A 20,994-nucleotide genomic window follows, 5' to 3' on the forward strand; every position below is an offset into this window, starting at 1 on the left:
CATCCAGTCTTCATCTTTTGGCCTTCGACAAGCCTTCAAAAATATGTCACAGTCCGCCGCGTTGACACCTTGATCCCCGACGATGTTGGCCGGGGAGGGTAAGAGGAAGGAAGGGTCAAATGACAGTTCAAGCTCATCTTGAATCACTCCAGAAAAAGCATGTCGCTCTCGAAGAGGAGCTGCACGCGCTCAGAACAGCTCCCTCTATCTCCGATACGGAAATTGCCGAATGCAAGCGCCGCAAGCTGCGCATCAAGGACGAGATTATGCGTCTCAAGTCATCCGTCCACTGATCTTCCCAGGGGTCGCCGGTCGATCATCTTGCGAAAGAAAAGGTAAATCCATCCATTCCGCCTGAAATCAGCAAGAACCGGTGAGTTCACACCAGAATTGCGCCAGCCCGATGCCAGCGGCATCGCGGCTGGCGCTTTTGCGAGCGCCGCGCTTCAAGTCACAGCCATACGAGGGGCGGGGCTGTCATGTGAGCCGGCTTCAAGCCCAGAACTGATCCAGCCATAAATTGAGCATGTCGAAACCGCGGTTGTTGACCGTGTAGATGCGTTTCGTGCCTTCCGAGGTCACCGAGACGAGGTTGCTGTCGAGCAGCGCCTTCAGATGTTGCGACACGGCGGGGCGGCTGATCGGCAGGCCCTCAGCCAGTTCGTTGACGGTCCGCGGCGCACGACGCAATTCCTCCAGCAGAAACCGCCGGTTCGGATCGGCAATCGCAGAGAAGGGGTCCGTGTTCGACATAGCGGGAAAGCTACGTCAAACCGGACGTTCCAGCAAGGAAATTGTGCATTGCAGCGTACTACGGCGTCGCAGTCTTTCAGACGCGCCAAGGATGGTTACACTTAGAATTGCTGCATAATTCTTCAGGTCGGTTCCGATTGAAGGAATATGCAGCAGGGCTGCCCTACCAGCCAAGACCCTCGCGCACGATGAGGAAGGCGGCGATGAGGGCCATCGCATACATGAAGGGGTAGAAGATCGCCGGCTTCATGCGGCGCACACACCAGGCGCCTGCAAGGGTGGCGAGCGGGGCGAAGGGTAGAAGCGTTGCGGAGGTCGCGAGATTCTGGGTGTCGAGCTGACCGAGTGCGAAATAGGGAATGAGCTTGATGGCGTTGAGGATCGCGAAGAAGCGCACGCTGGTGCCCGTATATTCGCGTGGCTGCAGCTTGAGCGGCAGGGCATAGATTTGAAAGGGTGCGCCTCCCGCATGGGCGACGAAGCTGCCGTAGCCGGAAAATGTACCCCAAAGGCCGGCGGCCACCGGCCGCTGTCCGCGCGGCGGGACGATCTTGCCGGCGCCCGGGCCGTAATTGTTCCAGAAATAGCGCAGGCAGAAGAGGATGGTCACAGCGCCGATGACGATGCGCAGCATGTTGCCCGGAACGAGCGCCGAGGTCGCCCAGCCCATCGCGATGCCGAAGACGGCGCCTGGCAGCATGATCTTCAGCGTCGCCCAGTCGCCGTGCTGGCGCCAGATGACGAGCGAGATCATGTCCATGAAGACCAGGATCGGCAGCAGGATGGCCGCCGCCTCGACCGGCGAGACGACGAGGGCGAGGAAGGGCAGGCCGATCAGCGACAAAGCGTCGCCCATGCCGCCCTTCGCGAGGCCCACCAGCAGAACCGCGGGCACGGCGGCGTAGTAGAATGATAAATCCTGCGGCATGCTTTCGACGTCCTCCTCTTGCAAGCCTCGTCTAACGGAACTACTCACACAAAACGAGTGCGGATCCCTCATCTCAACGAGGAATTCGCGAGGAAACGGGAAGACCTGATGACCGAACCGGAAAACCGCTGCCGCCTTGTGCTCATCGTACCCGATATTGCCGATGCCGATGAGCAGGCAAGGATCGTTGCCGGCGCGCTGAAGGGCGGCGATGTCGCTTCGGTGATCGTGCCGCAGTACGGGCTCGACGACGGTACCTTCCAGAAACATGCGGAGAAACTGGTGCCGCTGATCCAGGATGCCGGGGCGGCCGCCCTGATTGCAGGCGACAGCCGCGTTGCGGGACGGGCCAAGGCCGACGGCCTGCACCTTTCCGGCAATGCCGAGGCACTTTCGGAAGCGATCGAAAAACATGCGCCGAAGCTGATCGTCGGCGGCGGTAACGCAGCCGACCGGCACAATGCGCTGGAGATCGGCGAAGCCAGGCCGGACTATATTTTCTTCGGCAAGCTCGACGGCGATATCAAGCCGGAGGCACATCCGAAGAACCTTGCGCTCGGCGAATGGTGGGCCTCGATGATCGAGATTCCCTGCATCGTCATGGGCGGCACCGATCCGGCCTCGGCGCTTGCCGTCGCCGAGACCGGAGCGGAATTCGTGGCGCTGCGGCTGGCTGTCTTCGGCGAGCCCAACCGGGCGCCGTCTATCGTCGCCGAAGTCAACGCGCTTCTCGACGAAAAAGCGCCACGGTTTGAGGATTGAAATCGCGCTCATGCCGATCCCCACCGCCCGCCTGTTGAATCTTATCCTTGCCAGCATGGCCGCCTTGGTTGCGGCCGGGCCGGGTGTCGTCTTGGCGCAGGCCACCGACAGCGTCATCAGCCAGCCGGGCTCGGCGCCAGCATCGACCTTCCGCACCGACCGCCCCTCTGTCCCGGGTGTGCGGCCCTCCGATGGTGTCGGCGTGTTCGACCGCATGGGTGCGAAGCTGCCGGACCTGCCGCCGGAGAAGGATTACAAGGGACCTGTCGACGAGGCTTACGGCGCCTTCCAGCGCGGTTATTACCTGACGGCAATGGACAAGGCGCTGCCACGCGCCCAGCTCGGCGATGCAGCGGCGCAGACGCTGATCGGCGAAATCCTCTCGCAGGGGCTTGGTGTCAAGAAGGACATCAAGAACGCCGCCTTCTGGTACGGCAAGGCGGCCGAAGGCGGCGATGCGGCGGCAATGTTCAAATATGCGCTGATCCTGATGGAAGGCCAGGGCGTGCCGCGCGACAAGGTCAAGGCCGACGACTACATGCGTAAGGCCGCCGAGGCCGGCAATCCTTCGGCGGAGTTCAACTGGGCGCAGCTTGTCATCGCCGATCATCCCGGCGAGACGGGACTGAAGCTCGCGCTGCCATTCTACGAGAAATCGGCCGAGCAGGGCATTGCCGATTCGCAATATGCCGTGGCGCAGATCTATGCGACGCTGAAGGACTTGCCTGTGGAAAAGAAGCAGCTCGCCCGCGAGTGGATGGCACGTGCGGCGCGCGCCGGTTTCGACACCGCTCAACTTGATCTCGGCATCTGGCTCGTCAACGGCGTCGGCGGGCCGAAGGATTACGTCAAGGGCTTCGAATGGCTGAAGCTTGCCGCCAATGGCGGCAATGTCGTTGCTCAGAACAAGCTCGCCCATCTTTATATCAACGCTATCGGCACGGCGCCGGATCCTGTCGAGGCGGCAAAGTGGTACGTCCTGTCGCGCCGGGCAGGGCTCGCCGATCCCTCGCTCGAGGATTTCTATCTCGGCATTGAGGATGATCAGCAGAAGGCGGCGATCGAGGCCGCCAACAAGTTCCGGCGGCGATAGATTACAGCATCTTTTGCGCGTCCCAAGCGGGAACGTTTTTAAAACAGCGCGTCGGCGAAAAGATCCTCGTCGCTTTCGGCTTTGACGGTCTCGGCGGGCGCCGGGGCGCTGTCTTCGCTCGCCGGGATGATGTCGCGGTGAATGCTGCGCTCCTGGACCATCGTATAGTGTTTGAAGATCTTGCGGTCGAGCGGAGCGATCGCATCGGTAAGATCGGAGATATCGGCGACCTCGGTGCCGGCAGCGCTTTCGAGCAGATCGGCACAGCTGGCAAAGACTTCGCCGAGATCGCGCTGAAAATCGAGCTTGCCGATCAGCAGGCTGATCTTGGTGGCGACCTCGCGGCCGTTCTCGGCGAGCACCTTCAGCTCATTTTCCATCATATTGGCTGCGGAGCGGATATTGCCGACAGCTGATGTCAGGCTTTCTCCGAGACCGCCGGTCCCGACATCGGCGGCGGGGGCGACGCGCCCGGCCGCGGCCTCGAGTGCCGGCAGGCCGGTGACGATAGCGTCGGCAGATTCGTCGAGCTTGCCGGCGAAGATGCGCAGCTCGGCGGTGACGACGTTGATGGACCTGCCTTCCTCGCCGAGGCGGCTGCAACGCAGGTTGGTATTCAAAGCCATATAGTGAATGTCGGTCTTGACGGCGCGGATGTTGGCGATCGCTTCGGAGAGCTTGGCTGCCGTGCCGATCGTCGACTGGCTCACCTGGTCGGCCTGGCGGCTTGTCGTGTCGACCTGCTTGACGATTTCGTGGGCGGCCGAAACGCTGGATTCCAGCGCGCGCATGAAATTGCCGCCGGCTTCGCCGCTCTCACCGCTCATCTGATCGCGCAGCTTGAGGATCTCCCGCATGTCGTGGTCGAAACTGGCGATCGTCTTGACGACATTCTCCGAATCCCGCTGGAAATTGGCGCACATGTCGCTCATCTGCGCTGCTGTGAGATGGTGGATGACGTTCTGCAGGCGCTTGCGCGCGCCGGCATCGAGCTTTGCGCCCTCCTCGCCGGCAAAGAATTCCTCAAGCAGCGAAAGGGTGGCCTGCACATGCTCGATGCGTTGACGGGTGATGTCGCCGATCTGCAGGGCAGAGAGCGTCGAGGCGACCTTGCTCTGGACGCCGCGGGCAATCGCGCCGACCTCGCGGGCGACGACGCCGAGATGCTTGCGGTGTTCGGCGATCTTGGCGGCATCGTCGCGCAGGGCGGCGGCGACGGCTGGAACGGTATCGGCATAACCCTTGGAGACACTGGCGCCGAAGGAGGCGGCGAGTTTGACCTCCTTGTCGAGGCTGTCGAGTTGGGTGGCGAAACGGTTGACTTCATCGGTGCCGGAATAGATTCGCTCCAGGATCTCCTGTGCGAAGCCGGAGAATTCCGCAAGACCGGCGCCGGTGATCTTCACGGTGACGGCGAAGGTTCTGAGATAACGCATCGTCTCCTGCATGTCGGAGACATGTTTGCGCAGTTCCCTGCCGGTCTGCGCCAGCGAGACGAGTGCCTGCTGGCGGTTTTCCTCGGTGACCGGCAGCGCCGTCAGGTTCTCCACCGTGACACGGAGATCGGCGCCGGTATCGCTCGACTCCCCATTGTCGAGCGCGGCGGTGACACTCTCAAGAGAATTCAACAGATGGTTGAGAACATCCATCACCGAGAGCAGTACCCTGCCGCCTTCGAGAAAACGTTCCTCGACCCGGCTGCGGGCGGATTCCAGGGTCCGGCCGATGTCCCGTCCGGATGTGCAGGCTGCAGCGGTCGGCGATACCAGAGCGTGTGCCAACATTTATCCCTTTTCTTAAACACAGGCATATTCGACTCTCGTTTTACGGGCAGGATGAAAACGTCCGGTAAACGCGCCGGACTCGTCACCGTTGTGATTAACGAAAGATGTGGATGGGCGTCGGTACAAATCGAACATCTAGTTAATATTGCTTAACTTGTTGCTTTTATTTCATTTATCTCTAATTTTTGAGAAAAAAATACAACTTATTCCGGATGAGAAATTGGGAGTCCGAGGACTCGTTATACGACAGTTTCATACAACCGCTGTTTACCCTGCATTAACGCTACCGTGAGAGTCCTTTAAAGGTCGTCAAGTATTTCTCCGGCCAAGGGGGCTGCATTGGATACTCCTAAGCAATATTGCGAATCTATAAATTTGCCTGATGGGCTAAGTATTCGTACGGCGTCCGAACTATATTCAAAGTTTACTGACGCAATTCGCGCCAACGATGCAATCACAGTTAGCATTCCCGAAAGTGCGGAAGCGGATCTGAGTTTCGTTCAACTCATCGAGTCCTCGCGCCGTCAAGCAAAAGCTGAGGGGAAGACATTCAAACTATCTACGCCTGCAAGCGGCTCGGTGCTGAAGGTACTTGAACGCGCAGGTTTCATCGAATCCTTCGATCAAGAAGATTCCAAGTTCTGGTTGCATAAAGAGGTGTAAGGTTATGAGTGCAAATATCCTGACTGTTGACGATTCCGCTAGCATCCGCCTGACCACCAAGGTCACGCTGAGCAATGCCGGTTACAGCGTCACCGAAGCCGCCGACGGGGCCGAGGGCCTGGCGACGGCCAAGGGTGGCCGCTTTGATCTGATCGTGACTGATCTCAACATGCCGGTCATGGACGGCCTGACGATGATCGAGGAACTGCGGAAACTGCCCGGGCAGGCCGGCGTCCCGATCATCTTCCTGACGACGGAATCGGATGCGGATCTCAAGGCCCGCGCCAAGGCCGCGGGTGCTACGGGTTGGCTGACCAAGCCGTTCGACCCCGAACATCTCGTGAAGATCGTGAAGAAGGTCCTCGGACGATGAGCACGCTCGATCCCGTTGCCGTGTTCCGCATGGAGGCTGCCGAATGCCTTGAAGCGATTGAGGCGGGTCTTCTCGACCTGACCCACCAGCTCGACAACAAGGATCTCGTCGACGCCGTGTTCCGCGGGCTTCACACGCTCAAGGGCTCCGGCGCGATGTTCGGTTTCGAGGCGCTCGCCGCCTTCACCCATCATTGCGAAACCGCCTTCGACCGCGTCCGCAAGGGCGAGGTCGCGGCGACCAGCGAACTCGTCGCCGCCGTTCTTGCCGCCGAGGACCATATGCGCGCCCTCGTCGACCAGCCAGACGCCGATCACGGCGATACTGGCAGCATGCTTCTGGCGCAGCTGCAGGCGGCCGTCGGCGGCAGGCCGGCGGCGCCGGCCGCTGTTGCCACACCCGCAATCGTGCGTGAGGTGTCGACGAAGAAGAAAAGCAGCTGGCGCATCCGCTTCAGCCTGCCGGCCAACTCGATGGCCAACGGCACCAACCCGCTTGGCCTGCTGGACGAGGTGCGCGACCTCGGCGAATGCACCGTGCGCGCCAACACCTCGGCCATTCCGCCTCTTGGCGAGCTCACGCCGATGGAACTCCATATCTCCTGGGACGTGATGCTGACCAGCGAACAGGACCGCTCGGCGATCGACGACGTCTTCATCTTCGTGCTCGACGATATGGAACTCAGTGTCGAGGAGATCGACGGGCCGGCCACGGTAGATGTTGCTCCGATCGAGCAAAAGGCAGCACGTCTCCCCGTCGCCGCAGTCTCTGCGGCTGTTCCCGAGTTTCGTCCCGTCGAGGCGGTGCCGGCGAGGCGCGAGCCGCCCGCCGCCGTCAGCCAGGCGAAGGCGGCTGAGAATGTCCGGGTTCCCGCCGAGCGTCTCGACGAGCTGATGGACCGCGTCGGCGAGCTCGTCATCGCCCAATCGCGTCTCAGCCAGCTTGCCAGCGCCAGCGCCGATATCGCGCTACGCTCCGTCTCGGAAGAAATCGAACGCCTTTCCGGCGAGTTGCGCGACACGATGATGGTGCTGCGCATGGTGCCGGTCGCCACCCTGTTCTCCCGTTTCCGCCGCCTCGTCCACGATCTCGCCCGCGAAACCGGCAAGGTGATCGAGTTGGTGACGGAGGGCGAGAGCACCGAAGTCGACAAGACCGTCATCGAGCGGCTGGCCGATCCGCTGGTGCATCTGGTGCGCAACTCGATCGATCACGGTCTCGAAACGCCTGCCGACCGCCTTGCCGCCGGCAAGACCGAAGCCGGCACGGTGATCCTTTCGGCTCGCCAGGCCGGCGGCGAGGTGATCATCTCGATCAAGGACGACGGCCGCGGCATCAACCGCGAACGGGTTCGCGCCAAGGCGGAATCCTCGGGCCTTATTCATCCCGGCCAGCCACTCTCCGATTCCGAGCTGCTGCAGCTGATTTTCGCTCCCGGCTTCTCGACGGCGGCGGCGATCACCAATCTATCGGGTCGCGGCGTCGGCATGGACGTGGTCAAGAAGACGGTCGAAGCGCTTCGCGGCGCGATCGACATCGTCAGCGTGCCGGGACAGGGTTCGGAAGTGTCGCTGCGCATCCCGCTGACGCTTGCCATCATCGACGGCCTGCTGGTGCGTGTCGGTTCCGGCCGTTACGTCATCCCGCTCTCGGCGGTCGAGGAATGCCTAGAGCTGTCGCTCGAGGAAGATCTCCGCTCGCGGGGCCGCAGCTTCATCTCGCTGCGCGACAGCCTGGTGCCGTTCCTGCGCCTGCGCGACCTCTTCCGCACCGGCACCAAACCCGACGTGCACCAGAAGGTCGTCGTCATCTCGACCGGCACGGAACGTGTCGGCCTCGTCGTCGATCAGATCATCGGCGACCACCAGACGGTCATCAAGTCGATGTCGAAACTGCATAACGACGTCGCGACCTTCTCGGGCGCGACCATTCTCGGCGACGGCAGCGTCGCTCTCATTCTCGACGTCGGGCACCTGGTTGCCGCGGGTCAGCAACAGGAGGCGCAATTGCGGGTAGCAGGATGAGTGCAACGGCAACGATAGCCGAACGATTCGACAATCATTGGAGCTATGCCGAGGAAGTCGAAGTGCTGACCTTCGATCTCAACGGCGAGACCTTCGCGCTGGAAGCGGTCATCGTCCAGGAAATCCTGGACCTGCTTCCGGAGACCGCGGTGCCGGGAAGCCAGCCCTTCGTCGCCAGCGTCATCAACTTCCGCGGCAAGGTCATTCCTCTGGCCGATCTGCGTCTTGCCTTCGGGATGGAGGCAGCGGAGACGACGATCGACAGCCGCATCATCGTCATCGAGATCGATCTGCAGAGCGAGCAGACGCTCGTCGGCCTCAGAACCGACAAGGTGAACGAGGTGACGACACTTGCAAAATCCGCGAGCGAGGCGCCGCCGAGCATCGGCATGCGCTGGCGCGCCGACTACATCAACTGCCTGGTGAAGAGGGGCGGAGAGTTTATCATTCTCCCGAACCTGCAGGCCATTTTTTCATCGAGGCACAAGGCGGCGGGAGCCGCCAGTTGACCCGGATGAATTCAAACTTGGGGGTTTGACGATGCGAATGACAATTAAGACGAAACTGGTGACGGCGTTCACGTTCATCATTCTGATGCTGGTGGGTACCGCCGCCTACGGTGTCCTCAGCCTTGGATCGCTGAACGACACGATCGATAGACTTCTCTCCGGTCCGGCAGCTCGTCTCGATCTCGCGCAGCAGATCAACATTGCCCAGCTTGAGGCCATCCGCCAGCAGAAGAACCTGCTCACCGCCCGGACCGCTAATGAGACGGCCGGTTCGATTGCCAAGGGCGATCAGGCCCGCAAGGACTTCGCCGACGCTTTCGGCCAGGTGCTGGCGCTGGCAACGGAAGAGGGCAAGGCGCGCTGGGCGCGCATCGCCGAGCTTTCCAAGACCTTCAATGCAGCCGACGATCAGATCCGTGACTATGTGAAAGCCGGCAATGCCGAAAGCGCGAATACGATTTCCGTCACCACGGCGCGGGCCGCTGCCAACGACATCGACGCAACGCTCAGCGAAATCCTGACCCTTGAAAAGCAGCGCATGAAGGCTGCCGACGACGGTGCCGAAGCGCAATATATGACGACGCGCACGACGATGGTTGCGGTGGCCGCCGCAGCTCTGCTGATTGCCGCCGTCACCGCCTTCTGGATCGCCAACTCGATCAGCAAAGGCCTCAACCGCGCCAACATCGTGGTGCGCGAAGTGTCGGAAGGTGATCTGACGAAGATGGCCGATATCACCAGCCACGATGAAATCGGCGAGCTTCTGGGCAACGTCAACACGATGATCGAACGCCTGCGCGGTGTCGTCGCCGACGCCTTGTCGGCTGCCGACAACGTCTCTTCCGGCAGCCAGCAGCTTTCGGCAAGTTCGGAACAGGTGTCGCAGGGCGCCACCGAACAGGCCGCTTCGGCTGAAGAGGCTTCCGCTTCGATGGAGCAAATGGCCGCCAACATCAAGCAGAATGCCGACAATGCCGCCCAGACGGAAAAGATCGCCCGCCAGTCGGCCAAGGATGCCGAGATGAGCGGTGAGGCGGTGACGCGCGCTGTCGACGCCATGCGCACGATCGCCCAGAAAATCAGCATCGTCCAGGAAATCGCCCGCCAGACCGATCTGCTGGCGCTCAATGCTGCCGTCGAAGCGGCGCGTGCCGGCGAACACGGTAAGGGCTTTGCGGTCGTCGCTTCGGAAGTGCGCAAGCTTGCCGAACGCAGCCAGTCGGCCGCGGCCGAAATCAGCTCGATGTCGAGCGATACGGTCAAGGCCGCTGCCGATGCCGGCGACATGCTCGGCCGTCTGGTACCCGATATCCGTAAGACGGCCGAACTGGTCTCCGAGATCAGTGCGGCCTGCCGCGAACAGGACATCGGCGCCTCGCAGATCAACGAAGCGATCCAGCAGCTCGACAAGGTGACGCAGCAGAATGCCGGCGCTTCCGAGCAGATGTCGGCAACTTCAGAGGAACTCGCCTCCCAAGCCGAAGAACTGCAGACCTCGATTGCCTTCTTCAAGGTCGATACGGCGGGCAGCCCGCGGCCCGGCATCAACAAGGTGCAGCCAAAAGCGTCGCCCAAGGGTCTCCTTTCCTCTGCCTCTGTCCGCAAGTCCGCTCCGCAGGCCTACGGCCAGGGCCGCGGCCAGACGGTTTCGGCTCAGCAGCAGCGTCTCAAGGGCTTTGCTCTCGACATGTCGATGGGCGGTCCAGACGCTGGCGATGACGACTTCAGGGAGAGCGCATAGGCGCTCCCCCAAAGCGCATAAGTGCTTTCGCCAACGTGATCCTCGGGTTGCCCCAGCGACCCGAGGCGGGAATACCCCCCAACGCGTGTAGGCGTTGGTGCTGCGATCGATAGATGTCGGCCACCGGGAAGCGAATGAGTCGCTTGTCCCCTTTCAGACACATCCTTCCAAGCTCGACGTCCCGCCAGGGGGACATGTTTCTCTCCATTCGTTTTGACCGCAAATCGGGGGTATCACATGCGTCTCACCATCAAACTCAAACTAGGCCTTGCCTTCGGCATCATGACGTTGCTGCTGATCGGCATCGCCGTCTACGGAAGCATGAGTCTCGGAACTTTGAATGATGCAAGCGCCCAGATGATCAACGGCTCAGTCCGTCGTCTGGAGCTGGCACTGACCGCCAATGTTGCCGAAGTCAACGCCATTCGTTCCCAGAAGAACGCACTTCTCTCCACGGATCCCGAAACTGCTGCCGCTTTCTATAAGGACGCCGACCAATACCTGCAGGAGATGTTCGGAGCTGTCGATAGCGGCCTTGCCATCGCCTTGCCGGAGGGGAAGCCATATTGGGAGAAGTTGCAGACGATTGGCGCGAAGTTCCGCGAAAGATCCGCCGAACTGCAGCAACTTGACGCAAGAGGTGACCAAGCCGGCGCGCTGGCGCTTTCACTGGGTGAGCTGAGAACAATGACCGACGATATGGGCACCGCAATCGCGGCTCTCGTCGAAATCCAGCGCAAAGGAATGAAGGCGACCGCCGCGTCAAACACCGAGCTCTATGGCTCGACCAAGCTGATCCTCGGCAGTGCTTCCGGATTTGCAGTGCTCATCGCGCTCGGCGCCGCCTTGTGGATCACCCTTGGAATCAACCATGGTCTGCGAAAGATCACGATGGTCGCAAACGCTGTCGCAATCGGTGACCTCAACCAGAAAGTCGATGTCAAGACCAACGACGAGATCAAGGATCTTATCGATACGGTTAACGCCATGACCGCCAATCTGCGCGCCACGGCGGCCCTTGCCGACCAGATCGCCATGGGTGACCTCAGCACCGATGCAAAGCCGCTGTCGGACAAAGATGCGCTCGGCATCGCCATGCAGAGCATGATCTCCAACCTTAGAACCACCGCCGGCATCGCCGATCAGATCGCAAACGGCGACCTGACGGTGTCCCCGAAGCCGCTCTCCGACAAGGATGCGCTGGGCCTCGCCCTGGAGCAGATGGTCGAGCGCCTGCGCGGCGTCGTTGCCGATGCGATCTCAGCGGCGGAAAATGTCTCTTCCGGCAGCCAGGAGCTTTCAGCAAGCTCCGAGCAGGTATCGCAGGGCGCTACCGAACAGGCGGCTTCCGCCGAAGAAGCTTCTGCCTCGATGGAAGAGATGGCGTCGAACATCAAGCAGAATGCAGATAATGCGGCTCAGACGGAAAAGATCGCCCGCCAGTCGGCCAAGGATGCGGAAGCCAGCGGCGAGGCCGTTTCCCGCGCCGTCGATGCCATGCGCACGATCGCCCAGAAGATCGGTATCGTTCAGGAGATCGCCCGCCAGACCGATCTGCTGGCTCTCAATGCCGCCGTGGAAGCAGCGCGTGCCGGCGAACACGGCAAGGGTTTTGCCGTCGTCGCCTCCGAAGTGCGCAAGCTTGCCGAACGCAGCCAGTCGGCGGCCGCCGAAATCAGCTCGATGTCGAGCGATACGGTAACGGCCGCCCAGGAAGCGGGCGAAATGCTTGGCCGCCTGGTGCCGGACATCCGCAAGACGGCCGAGCTGGTTTCCGAGATCAGTGCGGCCTGCCGCGAACAGGATATCGGCGCGGCGCAGATCAACGAGGCGATCCAGCAGCTCGACAAGGTAACCCAGCAGAATGCCGGCGCCTCCGAGCAAATGTCTGCGACCTCGGAAGAGCTTGCGAGCCAGGCGGAAGAGCTGCAGACGTCGATCGCTTTCTTCAAGGTCGATATGGCGGGCGGACGCCGTGAGCGCGCGCCGGTGGCAAAGGCTGTCGCCCGCAGCCGGCCTCAGGCCGCCCCGCGCAAGCCGGCCACCAAGACGCCGGCCAATACGGTCGCCGGCCAGCAGGCCCGCGTGAAGGGCTTTGCCCTCGACATGTCGATGGGCGGTCCGGACATGGCCGATGACGAGTTTCGGGAGAGCGCGTAGGTACTCTCTGGGGAAAGCGCATGAGCGCTATCCCCTTCGCAACTGTGATGGGCCAGCCAGAATGGCCCGTGACGCAGGCTTTCGGCGCTTGGGGAAGCGACACGGAAGTTTATTCATGTCCTCCGTCGGTTTCGCCGGATGGGAATTTCTTTGCTGCATGATGCCGCGCCACTTGGACCATATTTATTGCTTCGCTCTCTGAGAGGAATATTGAGATGCGTATTACGATCAAACTCAAACTCGCGGCTGCATTCGGCTTTGTCATATTATTGCTGGTGGGCAGCGCGGTTTATGGGATCTTCAGCCTCAGCTCGCTGAACGATGCCGTCAGCGATCTCATTGCCGGTCCTGCAAAGAGGCTGGAACTGGCTCTGGAAGCGCAAACTGCCGAGCTCGACGCTGTTCGTTGGCAGAAGAACGCTCTTCTGGAAATGGACCCCGAAATCGCCAGGAAAGACTATCAGAATTCGGCGAAAAGCGTGGATGAAATGCTCACGCTGGTGACAAGCGGCCTACAGCTGGCAACCGCTGAGGGCAAGCCTAGCTGGGACAGGCTGGTCGAGCTTGCCAAACGTTTCGATGAAGGCTCCAACAAAGTCGCCTCCATACAGGAAAGTGGCGACAGAGCAGGCGCCGTGGCGCTTTCCTCAGGGGAGGTTCGCGCCCTCGTCGCGGAAATGGAAGAGGTTTTCGGAAGACTCGTCGGGCTACAGCAGAAGGCGATGGCGCAGGCCGATAACGACACCGATGTTCTTTATAGTTCCACGAAGAACATGTTGATCGGTCTCGCAATCGGCGCCTCCGTCATCGCTTTTGCCGCTGCGCTGTGGATCGCGTTCGGCATCAACAGCGGGCTGCGCAAGATCATCGACGTTGCCGGCGCCGTCGCAATCGGCGACCTGAATCAGAAGGTCGAGATTAAGAGCAACGACGAGATCAAAGATCTGGTCAAAATGATCAACACGATGACGGACAACCTTCGCGTCACCGCTGACATCGCCGCGCAGATCGCCGGCGGCGACCTGACGGTGTCCCCGAAGCCGCTGTCTGACAAGGATACGCTGGGCATTGCACTCGAACAGATGGTCGAGCGCCTGCGCGGTGTCGTCGCCGATGCGATCGTGGCTGCAGAAAATGTTTCGGCCGGCAGCCAGGAACTTTCGGCAAGCTCGGAGCAGGTATCGCAGGGCGCCAGCGAACAGGCGGCTTCGGCCGAAGAGGCCTCCGCTTCGATGGAGGAAATGGCCGCCAACATCAAGCAGAATGCCGACAATGCCGCGCAGACCGAGAAGATCGCCCGCCAGTCGGCCAAGGATGCTGAGATGAGCGGCGAAGCGGTGTCGCGCGCCGTGCAGGCGATGCGGACCATCGCCGAAAAGATCGGCATCGTCCAGGAAATCGCCCGCCAGACGGACTTGCTGGCGCTCAACGCCGCCGTGGAAGCCGCGCGTGCCGGCGAACACGGCAAGGGCTTTGCCGTCGTCGCTTCGGAAGTGCGCAAGCTTGCCGAACGCAGCCAATCGGCCGCCGCCGAAATCAGCTCGATGTCGAGCGATACGGTCAAGGCCGCCCAGGATGCGGGCGACATGCTTGGCCAGCTGGTGCCTGATATCCGCAAGACGGCCGAGCTGGTTTCGGAAATCAGCGCCGCATGCCGCGAACAGGATATCGGTGCCGGCCAGATCAACGAAGCGATCCAGCAGCTCGATCGGGTGACGCAGCAGAATGCCGGCGCCTCCGAGCAAATGTCTGCGACCTCGGAAGAGCTTGCGAGCCAGGCGGAAGAGCTGCAGACGTCGATCGCTTTCTTCAAGGTCGATACGGCAGGCGATCGCCAATCCCGCCTGCCGGCCGCCAGGGTAACCGTCCGCAACCCGGCGCCGGTCGCCGGGCGCAGCCTCGGCGGCAGGAAGCTCGCCGCCAACAGCATCGCCGGTCAGCAGGCGCGGGCAAAGGGCTTCGCACTCGATCTCTCCATGGGCGGTCCCGATGATGGGGACGTCGAATTCAAGGAAAGCGCCTGATCATGGCTCCAACATCTCTGGAAGCGCAATTCGTGACCTTCAGCCTCGGCGAGGAGATTTTCGCCGTGCCGGTTGAGGTCGTCCGGGAAATCCTCGACTATGCGGAAGCTTTCAAGATTCCGAATGGTCCCGACTATCTGCTCGGCCTGCGCGATGTGCGCGGGCAGGGCGTGCCGACGATTGATCTTCGATTGAAGCTCGGCATGACGAAGACCGAGCCGACCCCGCATACGCGGGTGCTGGTCCTCGACGTGCCGATGGAAAGCCGGCTTCTCACCCTCGGCCTTGTTGCCGACCGCGTCTTCGAGGTCACGCCGTTTCGGCGTGACCAGATCGAGGCGGCGCCCGATATCGGCGTGCGCTGGCGTTCGGACTATATCGCCGGCGTCGTTCGCCGTGAAAACGGCTTTGTCGTCATCATCGATCTGGCGCGGTTGCTGTCGCGCGAGGACGCCTCTGCACTGCAATCGGCGGCCTGACCGCTACGTCACTCGGAGTACTACGTTTTATGAGTATGGCAACAGCGGTGGAAACCCAATTGCCGGGCGACCGGATCAGCAAGCGCAATTTCGACAAGCTTGCCCGGTTCATCTACGACTATAGCGGCATCAAGATGCCGCCGACCAAGCTGACGATGCTCGAGGGGCGGCTGAGGCGCCGCCTTCGGGCAACCAATCACGCGACCTTCGACGATTATTGCGACTTCCTGTTCAATCAGGACGGTCTTGCCCAGGAAACCGTCTACCTGATCGACGTAGTGACGACGAACAAGACCGACTTCTTCCGCGAAGCCAAACATTTCGACTATATGCAGAGCGTGGCGCTACCGGCGATTGCCGGCAGCGGCGTCCGCACCATTCGCACCTGGAGTTCGGCCTGCTCGACGGGAGCCGAACCCTATACGATGGCGATGGTGCTGGCGGAATTCACCGAAGGCCGCAACGACGTATCCTACAGCATACTGGCGACCGATCTTTCCACCGACGTTTTGCAGACGGCGCGCCGGGGCATCTACCCGGAAGATCTCATCGCGCCGGTGCCGTGCGACCTGCAGCGCAAATATGTGCTGACGGCCAAGCAACCGGATCGGCGGGAGGTGCGCATCACGCCGAAACTGCGCAGCAGGATCGGTTTTGCCCGCATGAACCTGATGGACGAGAAATATCCGATCGGCGAGCCGATGCACGTGATCTTCTGCCGCAATGTGCTGATCTACTTCGACAAGCAGACTCAGGCCGGCGTGCTCAACCGCCTCTGCGATTGCCTGGCGAAGGGAGGGTACATGTTCATCGGCCATTCCGAATCGATCACCGGCTTCGATCTGCCGTTGAAGCAGGTCTCGAACACGGTGTTTCAGCGCATTTAGAGGCTTCATGGCTAAGAAAATCCGCGTTCTCATCATCGACGATTCCGCCAGCATCCGTCAGACGCTGACGCATGTGCTGGAGCAGGATCCCGATATCGAGATCATGGCGGTGGCGTCCGACCCCTTCGTGGCCGCGCGCAAGCTGCTGGAGGAAATCCCCGACGTCATCACGCTCGATGTCGAGATGCCGCGCATGGACGGCATCACCTTCCTGCGCAAACTGATGGCGCAGCGGCCGATCCCTGTCGTGATGTGCTCGTCGCTGACGGAAGCCGGTTCGGAAACGCTGATCCAGGCGCTGGAGGCCGGCGCCGTCGACGTCATTTTGAAATCGAAGATCGGGGCCGCCGACAGTCTTTCCGATGATGCGATACGCATTCGCGAAATCGTCAAGAGCGCCTCGCATGCGCGGCTTACCACCGTCCGCCGCGCTGCCGGAACCATCCGCTCGGCTTCGGCCGACGGACCGACCAAAAAGCTGACGGCGGATGCGATGCTGCCGCCGCCGACGGGACGGGCGATGGCGAAGACGACCGAGATGGTGGTCTGCGTCGGCGCCTCCACCGGCGGCACCGAAGCGCTGCGCGAGTTACTGGAGGAACTGCCGGCCAATGCGCCCGGCATGGTGATCGTCCAGCATATGCCGGAGAAATTCACTGCCGCCTTCGCCAAGCGGCTAAACGGGCTCTGCGAGGTGGAGGTCAAGGAAGCCGTCGACGGCGATCCCGTGTTGCGCGGCCACGTGCTGATCGCGCCAGGCGACAAGCATATGCTGCTCGAACGCCAGGGTGCGCGCTATTATGTGAGCGTAAAGACCGGGCCGCTGGTGTCGCGGCACCGGCCTTCGGTCGACGTGCTCTTTCGCTCGGCGGCGCGCTCGGCCGGCTCGAACGCCATGGGGATCATCATGACCGGCATGGGTGACGATGGTGCGCGCGGCATGCTGGAAATGCATGAGGCAGGCGCCTACACGGTGGCGCAGGACGAGGCGAGTTCGGTCGTTTTCGGCATGCCGAAGGAGGCGATCGCCAAAGGCGGCGTCGACCGTATCCTGCCGCTCGATCAGATCGCTCGCGAAGTGCTGATAACGCAGCAGAAGTTTTAAGTCGGTTTCAACGGAAGCGGCTGAAGCCGGCGGTATCGCAAGATGCCGCCGGCTTTTGATTATCACCCTGCAGATTCTCTTTTCAGGCGAGATAACCGCCGTCGATCGTCAGGCTGGCGCCGGTGACGAAGGCGGCCTCGGCACTGGCGAGATAGGCGGCGAGGCCGGCAATCTCGCGGTCCTCACCCAGGCGGCCAAGCGCCATCAGTGGCTTGAGGCGTTCATGATCGTCTTCATTGGGGTTCATGTCGGTCGCCGTCGGGCCGGGCTGGATGTTGTTGACGGTGATGCCGCGTGGACCGAGATCGCGGGCGAGGCCGCGGGTCATCGAGGCGATCGCGCCCTTCGTCATGCTGTAGACTGCGGAGGTCGGAAAGCCGCTGCGATCGGCGGTGACGCTGCCGATGGTGATGATGCGGCCGCCTTCCTTCATATGTCTTGCCGCTGCCTGGATGCCGACGAAGGCGGCGCGGACATTAACGGCGAACATCCGGTCGAAATCTTCGAGCGAATAGTCGTCGAGCGGGTTGAGGATGAGAATCCCGGCATTGCTGACGAGAATGTCGAGACCGCCAAAGGTCTCGGCTGTCAGCGCAACGGCATCCTTTACGGCTTTCGCATCGGCACTGTCGGCCCGGATCGCCAGCGCCTTGCCGCCAGCAGCCTCCAGCTCGGCGACGATTGCCTTCGCCCTGTGCTCGGAGCTGGAATAGGTGAAGGCGACGGCGGCGCCGTCAGCGGCGAGCCTTCGGACGATGGCGGCACCGATGCCGCGCGAACCGCCGGTGACGAGGGCGATCTTGGTGGAAAGGGATTGAGACATGCAGGTTTCCTTTGTTTTTGGATTGTTCAGTCTATAATTGGCCGTGGAAAGGCCGGTTCGGAATTGCCCGTCGTCAGCGAAGGCTTCTGATTGCCATGCGTGCGATAGCGCGGAGCGTCTCGGGTGGGGCGCCGTTTCGGGCGCTAACTTTCATGCCCGCCAGGGCAGCGCCGAGAAACGGAATGGCGTTGGCGATATCGATATCTGTTGCGAGGTCTCCGGTCCTGCGAGCCTCACCGAGAAGGCTCTCGATCGCCGCGTGAAGCGCGTGGCCGGCGCTGTCGGTAAGAGCTGCGACCTCGGCATCGGTGCGGCCGAATTCGCAGATGGCGCTGACACCGAGGCAGCCGCGCCGCGCCTCGGCAGCGGGACGCGAGGCGAAGGCGACGAGAGCACCTTCCAGCGCCTCGATCGGCCGGCCTTCGCGGCGAAGATCGGCGATGATCTTGTCGATGCTCTCCACATTGTAGCGCTTCAGCGCTTCCAGATAGAGGCCGCGCTTGTCGCCGAAGGTGTCGTACATGCTTTGCCGACTGATCTTCATCGCCGTCAGCAATTCCTCGGTCGAGGTGCCTTCATAGCCGTGCTCGGAAAATACGCCGATGGCGGCATGAAGGGCGGTGTTGCGATCGAATTCCTTGTGTCGTGCCATGACGAGGCTTCTACTCTTATTGGACTAATCTGTCCAGAATAAATTTATGGTTTCCGGCGCCGCAGGGCAGCCATGCGCGCCTCCCCTTGAAATTTCCCTGATTTTGTGGTCTTGAGGCCGCCAATCTTCGCAGCGCTGCCTGTCATGCATGTTCAGGGACACTTCCCGCCCCTGGCAGCGCGCGCGCCCCGTATCAGTCCCAAGGAAAAATGCGCCGATGGCCCGTTCAGCTCTTCTCAATGTCATGGTTCAGGCTGCCCTCAAGGCAGGAAAGTCGCTGGGACGTGATTTCGGCGAAGTGCAGAACCTGCAGGTTTCCGTGAAGGGGCCGGGCGATTTCGTTTCCACCGCCGACCGCAAGGCCGAAAAGATCGTCAGGGAAGAGCTGCTCAAGGCGCGTCCGACCTATGGCTTCCTCGGCGAAGAGAGCGAGGAAATCAAGGGCACCGACGGCGCGCATCGCTGGATCGTCGACCCGCTCGACGGCACGACGAACTTTTTGCACGGCATCCCGGCCTTCGCGGTCTCGATCGCGCTCGAACGCAATGGCGAGATCGTTGCCGCCGTCGTCTTCAATCCGGCGACCGACGAGCTCTATACCGCCGAGCGCGGCGGCGGCGCCTTCCTTAACGACCGGCGCCTGCGCGTCGCCGCGCGCCGGGCGCTGTCGGATTGCGTCATCGGCTGCGGTGTGCCGGCGCTCGGCAAGCGCAATCACGGCAAGTTCCTGGTCGAGCTTCGCCACGTGATGGGCGAAGTTGCGGGCATCCGCCGCCTGGGCTCGCCGACGCTCGATCTTGCCTATGTCGCTGCCGGGCGGTTCGACGGTTTCTGGGAAGCGGAGCTTGCGCCGTGGGACATGGCGGCCGGCATCCTGCTCATCCGCGAAGCCGGCGGTTTCGCCACCGACTGGGACGGTGGTGCAACGATGCTGGAGAGCGGCACGATCGTCGCCGGCAACGAGATCATCCATAAGGCGTTGATCGAAGTCGTCAAGCGGCCAATTCCCGCCAAGTGAGCGGACGAAAATCCGGCTGTTGTAAAGTCACGGTTTTCGCCTCGGCATACTTCAATTCGGCACAATGTTGCTCTAGTCTCCGCCAGCAATGACTCCGGAGGCAGCGGACCCTATGGAAAATGTGAATGTGGCGGAGATCGGCTCCACCGAAAAGACGGCCAGCGGTTATGCCTACAGGCTTTCGAGCCCCATGCCCTTCCTCTGGACTATGCTGCTTTTCCTCGTCATCGTCGGCTTTATCGCCGCCATCCTCTTCCGGCAGACGCAGACCGCTTTCATGCACAATCCGGGCCTCAACGGCCTGATCGTCGGTGTTCTCGCAGTCGGAATCATTCTTGTTTTCAACCATGTGCTGGCGCTTCGCCCCGAAGTGCGCTGGTTCAACTCCTTCCGCGCCGCCGGCAGCGCCGACAAGGTCAACCGCAATCCGCGGCTGCTCGCGCCGATGCGGGCGCTGATCGGCAGCCGCAAATCTTCGGTGGCGCTATCGACGACGGCGCTGCGCTCGATCCTCGATTCCATCGCCACCCGCCTCGACGAATCGCGGGATGTCTCGCGGTACCTGATCGGCCTTCTGGTTTTCCTCGGCCTGCTCGGCACCTTCTGGGGCCTGATCGGCACGATCGGTTCGATCAGCATGGTGATCCAGTCGCTCGATGCCGGCTCGAACGGCACGGGAGATGTGCTTGCGGCGCTGAAGGAAGGGCTTTCCACCCCGCTTTCGGGCATGGGCCAGGCCTTTTCCTCCTCGCTGCTCGGCCTTTCCGGCTCGCTCATTCTCGGCTTCCTCGACCTTCAGGCCGGCCGCGCGCAGAACCGCTTCTACATGGAGCTGGAAAACTGGCTCTCCTCGGTCACCGATGTCGGCTCCGACCTGGCGCCGGCCCTCGACGCCGTTGCCGGCGCTTCCTCGGACGATATGCGTGCGCTCTCCGATTATCTGCGCAAGGTCTCCGAGGAGGGGGGCGCCGGCAGCCAGCGCTCGGTCGCCGCCATGGCGAGCCTTGCCGAAGGCATTCAGGGTCTCGTCAAGAACATGCGCAACGAGCAGCAGATGCTGCGCGACTGGATCGAGGCGCAACAGGACGAGGCCAAGGCGATGCGCCGCACGCTCGATCGGCTGGCCGAACGCATCGGCGTTCAGGAGCGCGCCGGCGACCGAAGCGAGCGCGTGCGCGACCGCGCCAGTCAGGCAGAAAAGAGCGAGGGCAAGTAA

20 protein-coding genes are annotated in these 20,994 nt (G+C 61.8%); 15 read left to right on the plus strand and 5 right to left on the minus strand.

Features of this window, described 5'->3' with window-relative positions; all coding sequences use genetic code 11:
• Positions 1-119: 119 nt before the first annotated feature.
• Complete coding sequence (locus OS035_RS15685) at positions 120-293, plus strand: YdcH family protein (protein ID WP_003566443.1); 174 nt, start codon at positions 120-122, stop codon at positions 291-293.
• 199 nt (positions 294-492) lie between these two features.
• On the opposite strand, the gene OS035_RS15690 is transcribed toward OS035_RS15685, so the two are convergent.
• Positions 493-753 (minus strand): ArsR/SmtB family transcription factor, encoded by a 261-nt coding sequence (locus OS035_RS15690; protein ID WP_097628779.1) that lies wholly within the window; start codon positions 751-753, stop codon positions 493-495.
• Positions 754-916: 163 nt separating this feature from the next.
• Positions 917-1,681, minus strand: a complete 765-nt coding sequence (locus tag OS035_RS15695; protein WP_097628780.1) for a sulfite exporter TauE/SafE family protein — start codon at positions 1,679-1,681, stop codon at positions 917-919.
• Between the two features lie 108 nt (positions 1,682-1,789).
• On the opposite strand from OS035_RS15695, the gene OS035_RS15700 reads away from it, so the two are divergent.
• Together OS035_RS15700 and OS035_RS15705 are read left to right on the plus strand one after the other, a co-directional pair.
• Positions 1,790-2,443 (plus strand): thiamine phosphate synthase, encoded by a 654-nt coding sequence (locus OS035_RS15700; RefSeq protein WP_097628781.1) that lies wholly within the window; start codon positions 1,790-1,792, stop codon positions 2,441-2,443.
• Between the two features lie 10 nt (positions 2,444-2,453).
• Positions 2,454-3,536 (plus strand): tetratricopeptide repeat protein, encoded by a 1,083-nt coding sequence (locus tag OS035_RS15705; protein WP_097628782.1) that lies wholly within the window; start codon positions 2,454-2,456, stop codon positions 3,534-3,536.
• Between the two features lie 38 nt (positions 3,537-3,574).
• Here the strand turns inward: OS035_RS15705 and OS035_RS15710 are convergent, their stop codons facing one another.
• Positions 3,575-5,317 carry a chemotaxis protein gene (locus OS035_RS15710; RefSeq protein ID WP_183855060.1) on the minus strand — a complete coding sequence of 581 codons (1,743 nt, stop codon included), beginning with the start codon at positions 5,315-5,317 and terminating at the stop codon, positions 3,575-3,577.
• 342 nt (positions 5,318-5,659) lie between these two features.
• Here OS035_RS15710 and OS035_RS15715 point away from each other — a divergent pair, with 342 nt between their 5' ends.
• From OS035_RS15715 to OS035_RS15760, 10 genes are all read left to right on the plus strand, one after another.
• A complete protein-coding gene (locus tag OS035_RS15715; protein WP_331813856.1) occupies positions 5,660-5,983 on the plus strand; it encodes an STAS domain-containing protein in 324 nt (107 codons plus the stop codon).
• Positions 5,984-5,987: 4 nt separating this feature from the next.
• Positions 5,988-6,356, plus strand: coding sequence for a response regulator (locus tag OS035_RS15720; protein WP_003585726.1), 369 nt, complete (start codon positions 5,988-5,990; stop codon positions 6,354-6,356).
• Entirely contained in the window at positions 6,353-8,380 is a 2,028-nt protein-coding gene (locus OS035_RS15725; RefSeq protein ID WP_331813857.1) for a chemotaxis protein CheA, read from the plus strand. The genes OS035_RS15720 and OS035_RS15725 overlap by 4 nt, the downstream gene beginning before the upstream one ends.
• The gene (locus tag OS035_RS15730; RefSeq protein WP_183778659.1) at positions 8,377-8,889 is read left to right on the plus strand and encodes a chemotaxis protein CheW; all 513 of its coding nucleotides are present in this window, start codon (positions 8,377-8,379) and stop codon (positions 8,887-8,889) included. The genes OS035_RS15725 and OS035_RS15730 overlap by 4 nt, the downstream gene beginning before the upstream one ends.
• A 31-nt stretch (positions 8,890-8,920) precedes the next feature.
• On the plus strand, positions 8,921-10,630 hold the full coding sequence (locus OS035_RS15735) for a methyl-accepting chemotaxis protein (RefSeq protein ID WP_097628787.1): 1,710 nt from the start codon (positions 8,921-8,923) through the stop codon (positions 10,628-10,630).
• 237 nt (positions 10,631-10,867) lie between these two features.
• Positions 10,868-12,790, plus strand: a complete 1,923-nt coding sequence (locus OS035_RS15740; protein WP_331813858.1) for a HAMP domain-containing methyl-accepting chemotaxis protein — start codon at positions 10,868-10,870, stop codon at positions 12,788-12,790.
• Positions 12,791-13,005: 215 nt separating this feature from the next.
• Entirely contained in the window at positions 13,006-14,814 is a 1,809-nt protein-coding gene (locus OS035_RS15745) for a methyl-accepting chemotaxis protein (RefSeq protein ID WP_183854972.1), read from the plus strand.
• Between the two features lie 2 nt (positions 14,815-14,816).
• A complete protein-coding gene (locus OS035_RS15750) occupies positions 14,817-15,293 on the plus strand; it encodes a chemotaxis protein CheW (protein ID WP_003590275.1) in 477 nt (158 codons plus the stop codon).
• A gap of 29 nt (positions 15,294-15,322) precedes the next feature.
• Positions 15,323-16,180 (plus strand): CheR family methyltransferase, encoded by an 858-nt coding sequence (locus OS035_RS15755; protein ID WP_097629202.1) that lies wholly within the window; start codon positions 15,323-15,325, stop codon positions 16,178-16,180.
• A gap of 7 nt (positions 16,181-16,187) precedes the next feature.
• Positions 16,188-17,285: a protein-glutamate methylesterase/protein-glutamine glutaminase gene (locus OS035_RS15760; RefSeq protein WP_183778664.1), complete on the plus strand. Its 1,098-nt coding sequence runs from the start codon at positions 16,188-16,190 to the stop codon at positions 17,283-17,285.
• Positions 17,286-17,367: 82 nt separating this feature from the next.
• Here the strand turns inward: OS035_RS15760 and OS035_RS15765 are convergent, their stop codons facing one another.
• Both OS035_RS15765 and OS035_RS15770 read right to left on the minus strand, forming a co-directional pair.
• Complete coding sequence (locus OS035_RS15765; RefSeq protein ID WP_183778665.1) at positions 17,368-18,108, minus strand: 3-oxoacyl-ACP reductase family protein; 741 nt, start codon at positions 18,106-18,108, stop codon at positions 17,368-17,370.
• 73 nt (positions 18,109-18,181) lie between these two features.
• Complete coding sequence (locus tag OS035_RS15770) at positions 18,182-18,760, minus strand: TetR/AcrR family transcriptional regulator (RefSeq protein WP_097629205.1); 579 nt, start codon at positions 18,758-18,760, stop codon at positions 18,182-18,184.
• Positions 18,761-18,977: 217 nt separating this feature from the next.
• Between OS035_RS15770 and OS035_RS15775 the strand changes: the two genes are divergently transcribed.
• Complete coding sequence (locus OS035_RS15775) at positions 18,978-19,778, plus strand: inositol monophosphatase family protein (RefSeq protein WP_097629206.1); 801 nt, start codon at positions 18,978-18,980, stop codon at positions 19,776-19,778.
• A 112-nt stretch (positions 19,779-19,890) separates the two neighbouring features.
• Positions 19,891-20,994, plus strand: coding sequence for a MotA/TolQ/ExbB proton channel family protein (locus OS035_RS15780; RefSeq protein WP_054185080.1), 1,104 nt, complete (start codon positions 19,891-19,893; stop codon positions 20,992-20,994).

Source organism: Rhizobium sp. 268, from assembly GCF_036571585.1.
GTDB classification, from domain to species: Bacteria; Pseudomonadota; Alphaproteobacteria; order Rhizobiales; family Rhizobiaceae; genus Rhizobium; species Rhizobium redzepovicii.

Excerpts from the sequence above, each read along its gene's own strand:
- OS035_RS15690 (WP_097628779.1), bottom strand. The coding sequence starts at position 753 with ATGTCGAACACGGACCCCTTCTCTGCGATTGCCGATCCGAACCGGCGG.
- OS035_RS15780 (WP_054185080.1), top strand. The coding sequence starts at position 19,891 with ATGGAAAATGTGAATGTGGCGGAGATCGGCTCCACCGAAAAGACGGCC.
- OS035_RS15720 (WP_003585726.1), top strand. The coding sequence starts at position 5,988 with ATGAGTGCAAATATCCTGACTGTTGACGATTCCGCTAGCATCCGCCTG.
- OS035_RS15730 (WP_183778659.1), top strand. The coding sequence starts at position 8,377 with ATGAGTGCAACGGCAACGATAGCCGAACGATTCGACAATCATTGGAGC.
- OS035_RS15740 (WP_331813858.1), top strand. The coding sequence starts at position 10,868 with ATGCGTCTCACCATCAAACTCAAACTAGGCCTTGCCTTCGGCATCATG.
- OS035_RS15725 (WP_331813857.1), top strand. The coding sequence starts at position 6,353 with ATGAGCACGCTCGATCCCGTTGCCGTGTTCCGCATGGAGGCTGCCGAA.
- OS035_RS15765 (WP_183778665.1), bottom strand. The coding sequence starts at position 18,108 with ATGTCTCAATCCCTTTCCACCAAGATCGCCCTCGTCACCGGCGGTTCG.
- OS035_RS15755 (WP_097629202.1), top strand. The coding sequence starts at position 15,323 with ATGAGTATGGCAACAGCGGTGGAAACCCAATTGCCGGGCGACCGGATC.
- OS035_RS15685 (WP_003566443.1), top strand. The coding sequence starts at position 120 with ATGACAGTTCAAGCTCATCTTGAATCACTCCAGAAAAAGCATGTCGCT.
- OS035_RS15700 (WP_097628781.1), top strand. The coding sequence starts at position 1,790 with ATGACCGAACCGGAAAACCGCTGCCGCCTTGTGCTCATCGTACCCGAT.
- OS035_RS15770 (WP_097629205.1), bottom strand. The coding sequence starts at position 18,760 with ATGGCACGACACAAGGAATTCGATCGCAACACCGCCCTTCATGCCGCC.
- OS035_RS15750 (WP_003590275.1), top strand. The coding sequence starts at position 14,817 with ATGGCTCCAACATCTCTGGAAGCGCAATTCGTGACCTTCAGCCTCGGC.
- OS035_RS15775 (WP_097629206.1), top strand. The coding sequence starts at position 18,978 with ATGGCCCGTTCAGCTCTTCTCAATGTCATGGTTCAGGCTGCCCTCAAG.
- OS035_RS15705 (WP_097628782.1), top strand. The coding sequence starts at position 2,454 with ATGCCGATCCCCACCGCCCGCCTGTTGAATCTTATCCTTGCCAGCATG.
- OS035_RS15695 (WP_097628780.1), bottom strand. The coding sequence starts at position 1,681 with ATGCCGCAGGATTTATCATTCTACTACGCCGCCGTGCCCGCGGTTCTG.
- OS035_RS15760 (WP_183778664.1), top strand. The coding sequence starts at position 16,188 with ATGGCTAAGAAAATCCGCGTTCTCATCATCGACGATTCCGCCAGCATC.
- OS035_RS15745 (WP_183854972.1), top strand. The coding sequence starts at position 13,006 with ATGCGTATTACGATCAAACTCAAACTCGCGGCTGCATTCGGCTTTGTC.
- OS035_RS15735 (WP_097628787.1), top strand. The coding sequence starts at position 8,921 with ATGCGAATGACAATTAAGACGAAACTGGTGACGGCGTTCACGTTCATC.